Genomic DNA, 14,145 nt, shown 5'->3' on the forward strand with positions numbered 1-14,145 from the left:
CCAGATCATGGCCTGAGCCTCGCCTGGCAAGTGCGGTTGGGCCGGCGTCTCAGCCGAAGGGGTTGCCGCCCCCCTCCGGCTGATGGCCTCGCTCAGAAGGTCATGTTCATCGCGATGAAGGGCCCGCTGAGGTTGAGGTCCTTCACCAGCCCGCCATTATTCTGCGAGAGGCTCAAGCGCCGATAGCCGAGCGTCACGCCGGCCCACCCCGTCTGGTATCGCACACCCGCCATGACCTGGTAGGTGGAGTTGGAGCTTCCGCCGCCCACATCCGCGGCGAAGGGCACGTCGAACCCGCTGCCGAGCACGACGCGCCCGCGCAAGCCGACAATACCGCTGAAGAGATCGAGATTTTCGCTGAGGCGCCCGGTCCGCGCGAAGCTCTGCCCATTGCCGCGCGGCCCGGTAACGTTGGCGGCCAGCTGCACATTCGTCGCGGTGTTCAGCGTCATCAGGCGGAAGCCGGCCTGGACGTCAATATTGCCCCAATTGCCCTGCAGCAGCGTATAGCCACCCGCCAGCGTCCAGAGGTTGGTGGTGAGCGAGCTTTGCGTGCCCAGATTCGCCCCGGCGGCCACCCGGCCAGCCGGCCCGAAATCCACATGGCGCACCTGGCTCCCCTGGTTGCCGAGGTCCATGTAGATATAGTCCGTCGCCAGCGACCAGCGGCCGTAGCGCGCTTCCGCCGCGATCAGGGCAGCGAAGTTCAGCGTCTCCAGCACATTCACCGCATCGAGCTTGACGTTGACGCCGCTGGCCCCGCCATTGGCCGGCGGGCCGTAGCGCAACTGGCCGCTGACGCTGGGCGCCCAGGCATAGGGCGTCACGGCGAAGCGCCAGCCCGTATCACTGCCCGAGGGCACGGTCTGCGCCTGGGCGATGCCGCCCGTGAGCATGAGGGTGGTGCCAAGCAAAGCCGCTTGGCAGGCAATCCGGAACTTGGTCATGCTCTTTTCCCATTCAAACCAGGGCGCGGCGTTCCCGTCGGTTCGCCGCAAAAAATCATCTGTTGCGCCCGGCCCATTCCGGAACTGTCAGGCTGGAAGTCAGGCGAGAGGCTATCGAGCGAAAGGGGTCGCCGGCAAGCCGCCTGGCTTGCCAGGCCCCGCCTCACCGGATGAAGGCTCGGCGGCGGGCGGCACCCGCGAAGGACATGGGCGTCCGCGGCATGCCGATGATGTCAATGAACACCGAGACGGCACCACCGGTCTCGGGCATGGCGCCCTCCAGCACGCGGACGGTGTAGCGCAGCGCATCGCCCTCCAGCACGGGGTCACGCAGCACAACGACAACCTGGCGCAGCGTATCCCCCTCGACGATGGAAATATCGGCATTCGGCGGATCCTTGAGGAAGCTGTCACTCCCGCGGCTCCAGAAGGGCACGAAGGCGGCCGTCTGCATGTGGCCGGCGATCCGGTCGGGACGGTCGGCGAACATGATGGTGATCGGGCTCACCTCATGCAGCGTCAGGCGGTTGCTGGCGCGGTCGAAGCTCATGCGGCGGGCCGTCTGCACAAAGAGGAATTCGGCCATGCCCGCAGCCGGTGCGGTCTGGGCCTGGGCAGGTTGGGCCTGGGCAGGTTGGGCCTGGGCGAGGGTGGCAGCGCTGGCCGTCGTGGCGGCGGCGATGAGGAGGCGTCTCGTTGTCATGGCGAATTCCTGGCTGGCGGTGCCGGGCCGCGAGGATCGCGGCCCGGACATGATCAGTGGCTCAGTTCCGGCGCGCTCAGTTCCGGCGGGCTGGGGCTGCCGCGGGTTGCGCGCGTGCAGCCTCGGCCGCCCGTGCCGCGGCCTCGGCCGCCGCACGCAGGCTTTCCGGCGTGATGGTGCTCTCGCCCAGATCCACCGTCACGCGCTGGATGCGGCCGGTGAAGGGGAAGGGCGACTGGTAGTCGGTATCATGCACCGAGGTTCCGGTATCGCTGCCGACATCGAAGGTCTCATCCCAGGCCCAGGTGAAGGGCAGCGTCTGCGGTAGCGCCTGCTGCGCCACCTGCTGCCCATTGACCGAGAGCGTGCCACTGCCGCCGCGCCCGAAGGGCCCGCCCTGCGGCGCCATCGTCCAGTCGAAGACGATGCTGTGCGTGCCGGGCGGCAGCGCCGTGGGGCTGACCCATTGCGGGCGGTGCAGGCCCAGCAGGTTCATGGTGAAGACCGGCCGCCCCTCCCGCAGGTAAAGCCCCCAGCCCGAGAAGCGGCCGCCCTGCGTCACCACCATGCCATTCGCCCCACCCGCCGGCACTTCGACCTGCGCCGTGATCCGGTATGAGCGATTGAGGATATTCGGTGCCGCACTGGCCTGGATGGCCGAGACGGGGCCGGAATAGACGAATTGCCGGCGCCCCGCCGCCGGCCCCGGCCGCGGCGCGATCATGCGCGTCAGCAGGGAGTTGTCGAGCGGCAGCACCTGGTAGCGCGTCGCCTCCATCAGGAACATGTCCTGCATGGAGCGCAGCCGCGCGGGCTGCGCGGCGGCGAGGTTGTTCACCTGCGTCGGGTCCTCGGTGAGGTTGTAGAGCTCCCACTGGTAGCCATTCACCACATCAGCCGGCCGTGGCGAGGTGGAATCCCAGGGTGGCGAGGGCGGCGTGGTGCTGGCCATCCAGCCATCATGGTAGATGCCGCGATTGCCCAGGATCTCGAAATACTGGGTCCGCCGGCGGGAGGGGGCCGCGATATTCGCGCGGTCCCAGCTATAGGCCATGCTCACGCCCTCGATCGGGCGTTGGGCGATGCCGTTCACCTGGTCCGGCTGCGGCACGCCGAGCGCCTCCAGGATCGTCGGCACCACGTCAATCACATGGTGGAACTGGGTGCGGATGCCGCCACGGTCGGTGATGCGCGCCGGCCAGGAGATCGCCATGCCGTTGCGGATGCCACCCAGATGCGAAGCGATCTGCTTGGTCCAGCGATAGGGCGTGTTGAAGGCGAAGGTCCACGGCACGGCCATGTGGTTGTAGGTGCGGTCCCCGCCCCAGGCATCGAGGAAGGGCATCATCTGCTCGACAGTGAACGCCGCGCCGTTGAAATAGGCGACCTCGTTCATCGTGCCGTTCATCGAGCCTTCGGCGCTGCCGCCATTATCGCCGCTGATGTAGATGATCAGCGTATTGTTGATCTGGCCCAGATCCTCGACGGCCTGGATCACGCGGCCGATCTCGTGGTCGGTGTAAGCCAGGAAGGCGGCATAGACCTCGACCTGCCGGGTGAGGAGGCGGCGGGCATCGGGCGTCAGGCTTTCCCAGCTGGGCAGGAAATCGGGCCAGGCCGGGAGTTGCGCATTGGCCGGGATCACGCCCAGGCGCTGCTGATTGGCGAAGATGCGCTGGCGCAGCACCTCCCACCCGCCATCGAACTGCCCGGCGAAACGGGCGATCCATTCGGGTGGGGGCTGGTGCGGCGCGTGCGTGCCGCCCGGCGCGTAATGGATGAACCAGGGCCGGCTTGGCGCCACGGAGCTTTGCGTGCGGATATGCTGGATCGCGTCATCCGCCATGGCGGTGCTGAGATTCCAGCCCGGCTGGCCGATATAGGGATGGATCGCCGTGGTGTTGCGGAACAGGTTGCCGGGTTGCCACTGGCTCGTATCGCCGCCGACGAAGCCATAGAAATAGTCGTAGCCCTGGCCGATCGGCCAATTGGTGAAGGGCCCGACGGGGTTGGCTTCCCAGGGCGGCACATTGTGGTTCTTGCCGAACCAGGCGGTGGAGAAGCCGTTCTGGCGCAGCGTCGCTGCCACATTCGCCGTCTCGGGCGGGATGATGGAGTTGTAGCCGGGGAAGGCGGTCGAAAGCTCGGAGATGTTGCCGAAGCCGACGGAGTGGTGGTTCCGCCCGGTCAGCAGCGCCGCGCGCGTGGGCGAGCACAAGGCGGTGGTGTGGAACTGCGTATAGCGCAGGCCGGCCTGCGCCACGCGGTCCAGCGCGGGGGTGGGCACCACGCCGCCGAAGGTGGCGGGGGCGCCGAAGCCCACATCATCGGTCAGGATCAGCAGCACATTCGGCGCGCCCTCGGGTGCTGCAACCTGCGGCGGCCAGGCGGGCGTGCTGTCCCGCACGGAGGGCATGATCGCGCCGGCGAAGGGCGGCGTCGGTATGGGCAATTGGCGGCTGTCGGGGAAGATCACCGAGTCGGTGGCACCCGGCGTGCCGCGGACCTGCGCCTGCGCCCAGGGCGCGATGGCCGCGGAGAGCGCCACCATGGCGATGCTTCGTGTCAGGATGGCACGAAAACTCATACTGATTCCTCCATTGCCTCAGCTCCCTCATCCGGCGGGCTGCGCCGGGGGAACCTTGTTTTTCTGATTATGCCCCGGAACGATATGCGCGCCGGGCGTCCGATGGCCAATCATTTCAGTCGTGGTGAGCGGCCGCCTGGGTGAACGCCCCCAAGCTGCCGGCCGGAGTGCCAAATTCGGTCGGCCGGAGGCGAGCTCATCGCTGCCATGCGGCAAGCCGAATCTCCACACCTGCCCTCACAGGTAAGCACGGCGCTCCCTCCAGCGTTTGACTTTCCCCGACATGCTGAACAGACTGGCAATGTTTTATTCAGCATGTTTTGAGGCTCTGGCGCGGCCCGGATCATGCAGCACGGGCAGGGATATGCAGGTCATGCCGGAGGGGCTCCAGCGGGTCGGCGTGCTGTGTAGCGGCCCGGACATCCTGGCCGAGCATGGCGTGGATGCCGATGCCTTGGCGCGGGAACTGGGGCTGGACCCCGCCGCCCTGCGCAACCCGGATGCCTTCATCCCCTACACCGCCATGGGCCGCTATGTGGAAGCCTGCGCCAGGCGCACCGGCCTCGCGCATTTCGGCCTGCTGGTGGGCCTGCGCGCCACGACCGCCGCCCTGGGCGTGGTGGGCGCGCTGATGCGCAACGCGCCGGACCTCGGCCGCGCCATGGCGGACCTGGTCACCCATCAGCCGCGCTATGTGCGCGGGGCCGCCATTTTCCTGTTCCGGGCCGAGGCGGAGTTCATGTTCGGCTATGTGAGCTACCAGCCAGGCACGCCGGGACGGGACCAGATCCAGGCCGGCGCCCTGGCCGGCGGCATGCGCCTGGTGGCGGAGCTGACCGGCATCGCCCCGCGCGCGGTCATGCTCGCCCAGGCCGCCCCGGCCGATCCGGCGCTGCGCCAGCTTTACGCGCGATGCCTGGGCGCGCCGGTCCAGTTCGATTCCGAGATCTCGGCCCTCGCCTTCCCGCGTGCGCAGCTCCGCCTGCCCGTGATAGGCGCGGATCCGACGAAGCGGGCGGAGCTGGAGAAACTCATTCTCAACTACGCGCCCATGGGCGCCTTGCCGAGTTTCGCCCAGAGCGTGCGGCACGCGCTGGTGTCGCGCATCGCCTGGAACCGCTGCACCCTGGCCGAAACGGCGCGGCTGTTTGACCTTCACCCCAGGGCGATGGAGCGCCGGCTGCAGGCGGCCGGCACCAGCTTCGCCGCGCTGCGCGACGAAGCGCGGTTCGAAGTGTCATGCCAGCTGCTGAGTGCCACGGGGCTCAGCCTCGGGCGCATCGGCGCGGCGATCGGCTATGCCGAGCAGGCGGTCTTCAGCCGCGCCTTCCGGCGCTGGTCGGGCGTGGCCCCCAGCGCTTGGCGGCGGGCGAATGCGCTGCAAGGCTGAGCAAAGGCCAGGCCGGGCCAGTCTCAGGCGAGGATTTCCGCCATGTGCCGAGCGATCATCCCCTCCTCATCCGTCGGGACCACCCAGGCCGAAACGCGTGAGGCCTCGGCGCTGATCCGTTGCTGCCCCGCGGCATTGCGCGCCGCGTCCAGCGTGAGGCCGAGCCAGCCGCAGCCTGCCGCGACTTCCGCGCGCGTGCCCGCGTCATTCTCGCCGATGCCGGCGGTGAAGATCAGCCCGTCCAGCCCGCCCATGGCCGCCACGAGCGAGCCGATTTCGCGGATGATGCGATAGATGAACAGCGCCACCGCCTCGGCCGCATGGGGATCGGCCGAGGCGCGCAGGGTCCGCATGTCGGAGGAAATGCCGGAAACGCCGAGCAAGCCGGATTCTTTGTAGATCAGGGCTTCCAGGGCGCGCGCATCCATCCCCTCCGTGTCCATCAGATGGATCAGCACGCCGGCATCCAGGGCACCGCAGCGCGTGCCCATCATCAGCCCATCGGCGGCGGTGAAGCCCATGGTGCTGGCGACACTCTGTCCGTGGCGCATGGCGCAGAGGCTCGCACCATTGCCCAGATGCGCGACGATGACGCGCCCTTGCGCCAGCGCCGGGTCAAGCCTTTCCAGCTGCGTGGCGATGAACTCGTAGGAGAGGCCGTGAAAGCCGTAGCGGCGAATGCCCGCCTCGCTCATCCGGCGCGGCAGCGCGAAGGCCTGCGCCACCGGGGCCTGGCTGCGGTGGAACCCCGTGTCGAAACAGGCGATCTGCGGCAGCTCGGGGGTCAGCGCGGCCAGGGCGCGGATCGGCGCGAGGTTGTGCGGCTGGTGCAGCGGCGCCAGCGGTGAAAGTGCTGCCAGACGCTCCAGGATCGCGGGTGTCACGCGCACCGGCCCCGCGAATTCCAGCCCGCCATGCACCACCCGGTGCCCGGCGGCGACCAATGCGGATCCGGCCAGGATATCGGGGCCGAGGGCCATCGTCTCCTGCATGGCGCGCGCGTGGTCGAAGCCTTCGGCCGGCCAGCGCCGCTCCAGCACGGTGTCACCCGCCGCATCGCGCAGGCGCAGATGCGGCGCGGTGCCGATGCCCTCGATCAGGCCGCGCCGTGCGGCGGCGAAGGGTGCTCGCGCCTCATGCAGCGCGAATTTGATGCTGGAGGAGCCGGCATTGAGCACGACGAAGGCCTGGCTCATCTCTCATGGCCCCGCGGCACGGACCGGATCGGCCCGCCGCGCCGCCGCGACCAGTGCCGCGATGGCGCAGGAGGCGATGCGCGTCGTCAGGCTGTCCGCGCGGCTGGTCAGGATGATCGGCACGCGGGCGCCGAGCACGATGCCGGCGGCCGAGGCTCCGGCCAGGAAGGTCAGGCTCTTGGCCAGCATGTTGCCCGCCTCCAGATCCGGCACGATCAGCACATTGGCCCGCCCGGCCACGGGCGAGACGATCTTCTTGATCGCCGCTGCCGCCGGATCAATCGCATTGTCCAGCGCCAGCGGGCCATCGAGCACGGCGCCGGTGATCTGCCCGCGATCGGCCATCTTGCACAGGGCCGCGGCCTCGATCGTGCTGGGCACGGCCGGATTCACCGTCTCCATTGCCGAAAGGATCGCGACCCGCACCTGCTGGAATTTCAACGCATGGCCGAGGTCGATCGCGTTCTGCACGATGTCCATCTTCTCGGCCAGGCTGGGGGCGATGTTCACGGCCGCATCGCTGATGATCAGCGCATCCGCATGGCCCGGCACATCCATCACGAAACAGTGGCTGACGCGCCGCTTGGTGCGCAGCCCATCGCGCGCCACCACGGGGCGCATCAGCTCATCCGTGTGCAGGCTGCCCTTCATCAGGGCATCGCAGCGGCCCTCGCGCACCAGCGCCACGGCCATCTCGGCCGAGGCGTCGCTATGGGGCGCGTCCAGGATCTCCACCGCGCCGAGCGCGATGCCGGCGGCCTCGGCCACGGCCAGGATCTTGGCGCGGGGGCCGACGAGGATGGGCGTGATGATGCCGGCCTGCATCGCTGCCATCGCACTCTCCAGCGATGTCGCATCGCAGGGGTGTGCCACGGCGACGCTGGTGGGCGGCAGATCGGCGCAGGCGGCAATCAGGCGGTCATAGCGGGAGGTCATGCACGGTCTCCATGGCCGGATGAGCGGCCTGGCCCATTTGGCTGCGCATCGGCCGGTTTCGCTGGCGTCATGCGACGATATTCGCGCCGCCATCCACATAGATGGTGCCGCCCGTGACGTGCCGCGCGAAGGGTGTGGCCAGATAGGCGCAGGTGAATCCGACATCCATGATGTCGGCCAGGGCGCCGAGGGGTGCGCGCTCCGCCGCCTCGACCAGCAGCAGGTCGAAATCCTTGAGGCCCGAGGCCGCGCGCGTCTTGAGCGGCCCGGGCGAAATCGCGTGCACGCGGATCCCCTGCGGCCCCAGCTCATGCGCGAGGTACCGGCAGGAGGCTTCCAGCGCCGCCTTCACCGGGCCCATCACATTGTAGTTGGGCACGACGCGCGTGGCGCCGTAATAGCTCATCGCGAACATGGAGCCGCCCCTGGTCATCAAGGGTGCGGCCAGCTTGGCCATCCGCACGAAGGAATGGCAGGAGATGTCCATCGCCTTCGCGAAGCCCTCGGCCGAGCAGTTCAGCAAGCCGCCCTGCAGATCCTCCTTCGGCGCGAAGGCAATGGAATGCACGAGGATATCGAGGCTGCCCCAGCGCTGCCGCACCGCATCAAAGACGGCCTCCAGCTGGTCAGGCTCCGAGACATCGAGAGGGGCGAAGATCTCGGCCCCCAATTCCTCGGCGACCGGTGCCACGTGGCGTTTGGCCTTTTCGTTCAGATAGGTCAGCGCGATGCTGGCGCCGGCCTGGTGAAAGGCCTTGGCGCAGCCATAGGCGATGGAACTGTCATTGGCGACGCCGACGACGAGCGCCTTCATGCCGCTGAGGACGGGGCTGACGGGCTGTTCCATCAGCGGCGGCCGGCGCGGGGCTTGGCCGGGGCAGCGCGCTTGCTGGCGGGCTTGGGCTGCGCCGGCGCGACTGGGGCGGGCGGCTTGGATGCCGGGCGCTTCGGCGCCACGGGTTTCGAAGCGGCCGCCTTCACCGCCACGGGCTTTGGCGCGGCCACCTTCGGCAGCGAAGGCTTTGCCGCGGGCGCCTTCGGCACCACAGGCTTTGAAGCGGGCGCCTTCGGCACCACGGGCTCCGGCACGGGCACCTTCGGCAGCGAAGGCTTTGCCGCGGGCGCCTTCGGCACCACGGGCTTTGAAGCGGGCGCCTTCGGCACCACGGCCCTCGGCGCGCTGGGCTTCGCTACGGCCGCCTTCGCCACGGCCAGCGGCGCCGCGGGGGCTTCCGACACGGACCCCATCGCCCTGGCCAGTGGCCGGGCGCGAAGAATCGGCGCTTCCACCACCGGCGGTGCTTCGATCACGCGCGGCGCCTCGGCCTTTGGCGGGATGCCGAACAGACCGGCCAGTTCATCCAGCCGCGCCTGCCCCGCCTCGGAAAGCGCCCCTTGCGCCAGGACCACCTCGCGCAGCGCGGCAAAGCCCTTGCTCCGGGCGGCGTTATCCTCGGGCAGCATGGCCGGAATGGCGGCGATGGCGCGCGCCTCCTCCTGCCGCAGCAGCAGCGCCTGGCTGCGCACCGCATCGCGGAATTGCGGCAGGGTGAGGCGCGCCTCCCGCGGTTGAGCGAGGCGCATCGTCTCGATCACGCTGGCCGAGCGTTCATCGAAGCGCCGCTCGGCGCGCAGGATGTAGATCAGGCCACGCAGCAGCGCCTCGCGCAGGCCGCCTTGGGCCAGGTTGCGTTCCAGCGCCACGGCGGCCTCGGCGGCGGCGGCATCGCGCAGCAGGTCGCGCGGCTCGCGCCGGCCTGGCGTGGGTCCCGCCGCGCCGAGCCCCACCAGCGTCTGCACGAGGGGAGAGCCATAGGTGGCGAGGAACATCGCCTCCATCATCATGTCCCGCGAGTCGCGATACGCGTTCAGCAGCGTCACCATGCCGGTGGAGAACTGGCGCTCCAGCCAGAGGAAGGGGTTGTCCTCGCCCACTGGCCGGCGATCCTGGCGAACGGCCTCGGCCATCGCCGGAATGGCGGCGAGCATGGGGTTCTTGCTGGCAAACATCTCGAAGCGCAGGCGGTTCGGGTGGGTCTTGCGCAGGAATTCCGCTGATTCCGCGCTGCTCATCGCGCGCACCACGGGGGCCAGGAATTGCTGATACAGCCCGCGATTGATCTCGGAGACGCGCGCCACCGTCTCGAAGCGGCGCTCATCGGCCGGGCTGTTGCCGCCCAGGGCGCGGATGTCGTCGAGGCCGCGCGGCTCCAGGTGGAACAGGTATTTGCCGTGGATCAGCTCGGGGTGGGCCGTGCCCTCGGCCACCTCGGTGATCACCGCCTCATAGAGCCCGGGCGGCAGCATTTCGATCATGTCCATGCAGTTGGTGAATTCGCCGTGTTCCTTCGACGCCACCTTGCCCGAGACGAAGATGCCCAGATGGCCGATCGTCTGATGCACCGTGTAGATGACGGTCTGCCCGGCGCCGAGCATCTGCGCATCCGTCGCGTAGAGATCCGTCAGCCAGCCCAGCGCCTGCTGCGGCGGCGTGATGTCATCCCCCCAGGAGCAAAAGACGATGATGGGCGAGGTGATGTTGCGCAGATCCATCCGCGTGCCGTCGCGCGTCGTCATGGCGCCGGCGGAGAGCTTGTTGCCGATGAACAGCTCATCCACGATGAACTGCATCTCGGTGGCGTTGAGCGTGACGGGATTGCCCCACCAGGTCTCGAAATCGAGGAAGCGCGCGGCCTCCGTGTCCACCTTGGAATAGACGTTGTAGAGCTTGGTCCAATGCGTGTTGGAGGGGTTGAGGCTCTCGAAATTGGCGATGAGATGCGCGCCGTCGAAGGTGCCATGGCCCATGTCGCCCGTCATCGCCGTCAGCCAGGACCCGCCCAGCAGGCCGCCGGTGTAGCGCATCGGGTTCTTGCCGCGCACGCCCGCCCAATAGGAGAGCGGCGCACCGGCCAGCAGGATCGGCCCCGGAAGCTCCGGATGGATCGCCGACATCATCATGATCTGCCAGCCGGCCTGGCAATTGCCGATCAGGCAGGGGCGGCTTTCGGCATCGGGGTGGCGGGCGATCACGGCCTGCACGAAATGCGCCTCGGCCTCGCAGACATCCTCGATGGTCTGGCCGGGCATGGCTTCGGGGAGGAAGCCCACGAAATAGCAGGGATGGCCGGCCGCAATGGCGACGCCGATCTCGCTCTCCTGCTTCATCCCGCCAATGCCGGGGCCATGGCCGGCGCGGGGGTCGAAGACGATGAAGGGGCGCTTGCCGGGGTCGGTCGCGATACCGGCCGGCGGGACGATACGCACCAGCCCGTAATTCACCGGCCGCGGGAGGCTGCGCCCATCCAGCAGCAGCTCGACCTCGAAGCTGAGCACGTTGGGGGCCACGCTCTGGCTGCGGGTGATCTGCGTGTCACCGCGCTGGCGCAGCGCATCGAGCAGCAGGATGCTGCGCTGTGCCGCATCCAGCCAGTATTCCTGGATCGCGCCGAAGGGCCAGAAAATCGGTGCGGCAGAGGGCTGCTCGGCCGAAGGGAAGGGCAGGTGGGGCAGCGCCCAGCGCCTGGGTGAGGAAAGATCATCCGCCATGGTGCACTCCTGCGACAGCCCTGCCTCGGGCCGTAGCGCAGGGTTCTCGCGCAGTCCTTGATGCAGTGCAACAAGAACCGGTCAGGGCGGCCTTGGCGCCCCTGTCAGCCGTGCTGTTCGGGTGCCGCTGCGCTGTTGAGCTGGATGTAGTTCTCGATGCCCATCTGCCGGATCATCTCGAACTGGGTTTCCAGGAAATCCTCATGCTCTTCCTCATTGGCGAGGATGGCCTTCAGAAGATCCCGGCTGACGTAGTCGCGGATGCCTTCGCAATGGGCGATGCCGTCGCGCAGGTCGGCCAGCGCCTTGACTTCCAGCTTGAGGTCGCATTCCAGCACCTCCTGCACATTCTGCCCGATCAGGATCGGGTTGAGGCGCTGCACATTGGGCAGGCCATTGAGGTAGAGGATCCGCTTGATGAGGTCATCGGCGTGCTTCATCTCCTCGATGCTCTCAGCATATTCGTGCTTGGCGAGCTTCGTCACACCCCAGTCATCCAGCATGCGGGCGTGCAGGAAATACTGGTTGATGGCCGTCAGCTCGTTGGTGAGCTGGATGTTGAGGTGCTCCAGCACTTTCGCATCGCCCTTGGGCATGGGACGTGGCTCCTTGCGTGATCAGGCCTTCCCTGGGACGTCCCTGAGAATTTGCAGCACGGTCGGCGCGCAATTGCCGCATTGGGCCCGCCCGCCGCAGCAGGCGTACACCTCCTGCGGGCGGGATGCACCCTGCGCGATGGCGCGGCGCACATCGCCATCGCTCATGGCGTTGCAAAGGCAGATGACCATGGCCGGGCTCAGCGCCAGCCGGCGCGCTGCATCAGGCGCAGCGCCTCGGGCGAATTGGCCAGCAGCTTCGGCCCGTCCGGCGCTTCCTCACGGAAGCCGCCGAGGCTTTGCAGGAAGGGGTGGACATCGGCATCCGTGACGGCCGGGTATTCCATATTGCCCAGCGCGAAGATGCGCTGTGCCGCGGGCGTCGTCATGAATTCCAGGAAGCGCACCGCGGCCGCACGGTTGGGGGCGGTCTTGACCAGCGCGGCACCCGAGATGTTCACATGCGTGCCCCGGTCCGCCTGGTTCGGGAACACCACCGCGACGCGCGCCGCCGCCTCACGATCCTCGGCGCGCTGCGAGATGGCCAGCAGGCCGAGATAGTAGGTGTTGGCGACCGCGATGCGGCCCTGGCCGGCCAGCATGGCGCGGATCTGGTCGGTATCGCCGCCGGAGGGCGGGCGGGCCAGGTTCGCCGCGATGCCACGCGCCCAGGCCTCGGTCGCTTCCGCGCCATCGGCGGCCAGCACGCTGGCGGCGAGCGCGACATTGTAGCCATTGCCGGAGGAGCGGATCAGCAGCTGCCCCCGGTGGCGCGGCGCCGCCAGGTCCTCATAGCGGGCGATGCCCTCGGGCGCGCCCAGTGCACGGTCGAACATGATAATGCGCGCGCGCCGTGAGACGGCCATCCAATGCCCGCCCGCGCCGCGCAGGGCGGCTGGGATCCGGGCCTCGATCACGGCCGAGCCGATGGGCTGCGTCAGGCCCATCTCCTGGGCGCGCGCCAGGCGGCTGGCATCCACGGTGATGATCACATCGGCCGGGCTGTTGGCGCCTTCGGCACGGACGCGTTCCAGCAGCTGGTCCGCATTCGCCTCGATCACCCGGACGCGGATGCCGCTCTCCTGGGTGAAGGCGTCATAGAGCTGGCGGTCGCTGTCATAGTGGCGGGAGGAATAGAGGCTCACGACCCGTTCCTGGGCGCGCAGGATGCGCGGCGCGAGGAGGGTGGCGGTGGCAGCGGTCAGAATCTGGCGGCGGTTCATGGGCGTCCCTGTTGGGCTGATCGGTCGGCAAGAGTTAGCGCGATTGAGAACCATTCGCAAGTGTAGCTGCGAATGGTTCTCAATCTTTGGCCGATCAGGGCCGACGCGCCTTGATCCTGCTCAACCCGCCGCCAACCCACGCAGGAATTCTGCCCGCGCGCCGGCGCCCGCCATCACAAAGCCGTGGTCCGAGCCGCCCAGGATGAAGCGCGCGCCGAGTGCCACGTAGTCGCGCGCCACCACCTCGTCATAGACCCCACCCATGCCCATCACCTTGCCGTGCCGGGCGCAGGCGGCGGCCACGCTGGCATAGGCGGCGCGCACGCGCGGATGGCCGATCTGCCCGGGGATGCCCATGGTGGCCGTCAGGTCGCTCGTGCCGAACATCAGCACATCCACGCCGGGCACGGCGGCGATGGTATCGGCATGGGCGACGCTCTCCTCGGTTTCCACCATGCAGGCGATCAGCACCTGCTCATTGCTCTCGCGCTGGGCGGTTGCGGCATCGGGCGGCTGGAAGCCGTAGAGGATGGGCGGGCCGCCCCAGCTGCGCATCCCCAGGGGCGGGAAGCGAAACGCCTCCACCACCTGCCGCGCCTCGGCCGCGGTATCCACATGCGGGACGACGACGCCCATGGCGCCATTGTCCAGGCAGCGCGTGCCCTCGAACAGCGCATCCTTGCAGCAGCGCACGATCGGCGTGCAGCCCTGGCCGAGTGCGGCCATGGAGATCTGCGCGGCCTCCTCCACGCTCATCGCGCCATGTTCCATGTCGATGAAGAGCCAGTCGAAGCCGGTGGCCGCGCCGAGCGCGCCCACGGCCGAGCCACGCAGATGGTGCACGCCGAAACCGAGTGAGAGCCTGCCCTCCGCCAGGGCCTGCTTGGCGAGGTTCTGCACGATGGGCATGGTGTTTCCTCCGGACTGCGGCGCCAGCGCATCATGCGGGGCTGCAAGGGTCAACTGGACGCGCGCCCCGCGGATCGCCGATGCTGTGCGCCAGCAAGAAGGACGCTGC

Annotated in this window: 12 protein-coding genes; 1 reads left to right on the forward strand and 11 read right to left on the reverse strand. The window is 68.6% G+C overall.

The features are described 5' to 3' along the window. Positions 1-92: 92 nt before the first annotated feature. From LHU95_RS07035 to LHU95_RS07045, 3 genes are all read right to left on the reverse strand, one after another. Positions 93-947: a hypothetical protein gene (locus LHU95_RS07035; RefSeq protein ID WP_248710656.1), complete on the reverse strand. Its 855-nt coding sequence runs from the start codon at positions 945-947 to the stop codon at positions 93-95. A 163-nt stretch (positions 948-1,110) separates the two neighbouring features. Then, the gene (locus tag LHU95_RS07040; protein ID WP_248710657.1) at positions 1,111-1,650 is read right to left on the reverse strand and encodes a hypothetical protein; all 540 of its coding nucleotides are present in this window, start codon (positions 1,648-1,650) and stop codon (positions 1,111-1,113) included. Between the two features lie 76 nt (positions 1,651-1,726). Continuing rightward, a complete protein-coding gene (locus LHU95_RS07045) occupies positions 1,727-4,237 on the reverse strand; it encodes an arylsulfatase (protein ID WP_248710658.1) in 2,511 nt (836 codons plus the stop codon). Between the two features lie 373 nt (positions 4,238-4,610). Here LHU95_RS07045 and LHU95_RS07050 point away from each other — a divergent pair, with 373 nt between their 5' ends. Continuing rightward, positions 4,611-5,627, forward strand: a complete 1,017-nt coding sequence (locus LHU95_RS07050) for an AraC family transcriptional regulator (protein WP_248710659.1) — start codon at positions 4,611-4,613, stop codon at positions 5,625-5,627. 23 nt (positions 5,628-5,650) lie between these two features. On the opposite strand, the gene LHU95_RS07055 is transcribed toward LHU95_RS07050, so the two are convergent. The 8 genes from LHU95_RS07055 to LHU95_RS07090 all read right to left on the reverse strand — a co-directional run bounded on the left by LHU95_RS07055 (position 5,651) and on the right by LHU95_RS07090 (position 14,036). Further along, positions 5,651-6,823 carry an acetate/propionate family kinase gene (locus LHU95_RS07055; protein ID WP_248710660.1) on the reverse strand — a complete coding sequence of 391 codons (1,173 nt, stop codon included), beginning with the start codon at positions 6,821-6,823 and terminating at the stop codon, positions 5,651-5,653. Positions 6,824-6,826: 3 nt separating this feature from the next. Next, positions 6,827-7,759, reverse strand: a complete 933-nt coding sequence (locus tag LHU95_RS07060; RefSeq protein WP_349292677.1) for a phosphate acetyltransferase — start codon at positions 7,757-7,759, stop codon at positions 6,827-6,829. A 67-nt stretch (positions 7,760-7,826) separates the two neighbouring features. Then, positions 7,827-8,606 carry an enoyl-ACP reductase FabI gene (gene fabI, locus LHU95_RS07065; protein WP_248710661.1) on the reverse strand — a complete coding sequence of 260 codons (780 nt, stop codon included), beginning with the start codon at positions 8,604-8,606 and terminating at the stop codon, positions 7,827-7,829. Next, positions 8,606-11,308, reverse strand: coding sequence for a DUF3141 domain-containing protein (locus LHU95_RS07070; RefSeq protein WP_248710662.1), 2,703 nt, complete (start codon positions 11,306-11,308; stop codon positions 8,606-8,608). The genes fabI and LHU95_RS07070 overlap by 1 nt, the downstream gene beginning before the upstream one ends. 104 nt (positions 11,309-11,412) lie before the next feature. Beyond that, entirely contained in the window at positions 11,413-11,904 is a 492-nt protein-coding gene (bfr, locus tag LHU95_RS07075; protein ID WP_248710663.1) for a bacterioferritin, read from the reverse strand. 21 nt (positions 11,905-11,925) lie between these two features. Beyond that, on the reverse strand, positions 11,926-12,096 hold the full coding sequence (locus LHU95_RS07080; RefSeq protein WP_349292679.1) for a (2Fe-2S)-binding protein: 171 nt from the start codon (positions 12,094-12,096) through the stop codon (positions 11,926-11,928). Positions 12,097-12,104: 8 nt separating this feature from the next. Next, entirely contained in the window at positions 12,105-13,127 is a 1,023-nt protein-coding gene (locus LHU95_RS07085; RefSeq protein ID WP_248710664.1) for an extracellular solute-binding protein, read from the reverse strand. 120 nt (positions 13,128-13,247) lie between these two features. After that, the gene (locus LHU95_RS07090) at positions 13,248-14,036 is read right to left on the reverse strand and encodes an aldolase/citrate lyase family protein (protein ID WP_248710665.1); all 789 of its coding nucleotides are present in this window, start codon (positions 14,034-14,036) and stop codon (positions 13,248-13,250) included. Positions 14,037-14,145 lie beyond the last annotated feature (109 nt).

The sequence above is a fragment of the Sediminicoccus sp. KRV36 genome (assembly GCF_023243115.1).
Classification (GTDB): Bacteria; Pseudomonadota; Alphaproteobacteria; order Acetobacterales; family Acetobacteraceae; genus Roseococcus.

Excerpts from the sequence above, each read along its gene's own strand:
- LHU95_RS07050 (WP_248710659.1), top strand. The coding sequence starts at position 4,611 with ATGCCGGAGGGGCTCCAGCGGGTCGGCGTGCTGTGTAGCGGCCCGGAC.
- LHU95_RS07085 (WP_248710664.1), bottom strand. The coding sequence starts at position 13,127 with ATGAACCGCCGCCAGATTCTGACCGCTGCCACCGCCACCCTCCTCGCG.
- LHU95_RS07040 (WP_248710657.1), bottom strand. The coding sequence starts at position 1,650 with ATGACAACGAGACGCCTCCTCATCGCCGCCGCCACGACGGCCAGCGCT.
- LHU95_RS07045 (WP_248710658.1), bottom strand. The coding sequence starts at position 4,237 with ATGAGTTTTCGTGCCATCCTGACACGAAGCATCGCCATGGTGGCGCTC.
- fabI (WP_248710661.1), bottom strand. The coding sequence starts at position 8,606 with ATGGAACAGCCCGTCAGCCCCGTCCTCAGCGGCATGAAGGCGCTCGTC.
- LHU95_RS07060 (WP_349292677.1), bottom strand. The coding sequence starts at position 7,759 with ATGACCTCCCGCTATGACCGCCTGATTGCCGCCTGCGCCGATCTGCCG.
- LHU95_RS07035 (WP_248710656.1), bottom strand. The coding sequence starts at position 947 with ATGACCAAGTTCCGGATTGCCTGCCAAGCGGCTTTGCTTGGCACCACC.
- LHU95_RS07090 (WP_248710665.1), bottom strand. The coding sequence starts at position 14,036 with ATGCCCATCGTGCAGAACCTCGCCAAGCAGGCCCTGGCGGAGGGCAGG.
- LHU95_RS07080 (WP_349292679.1), bottom strand. The coding sequence starts at position 12,096 with ATGGTCATCTGCCTTTGCAACGCCATGAGCGATGGCGATGTGCGCCGC.
- LHU95_RS07055 (WP_248710660.1), bottom strand. The coding sequence starts at position 6,823 with ATGAGCCAGGCCTTCGTCGTGCTCAATGCCGGCTCCTCCAGCATCAAA.
- bfr (WP_248710663.1), bottom strand. The coding sequence starts at position 11,904 with ATGCCCAAGGGCGATGCGAAAGTGCTGGAGCACCTCAACATCCAGCTC.
- LHU95_RS07070 (WP_248710662.1), bottom strand. The coding sequence starts at position 11,308 with ATGGCGGATGATCTTTCCTCACCCAGGCGCTGGGCGCTGCCCCACCTG.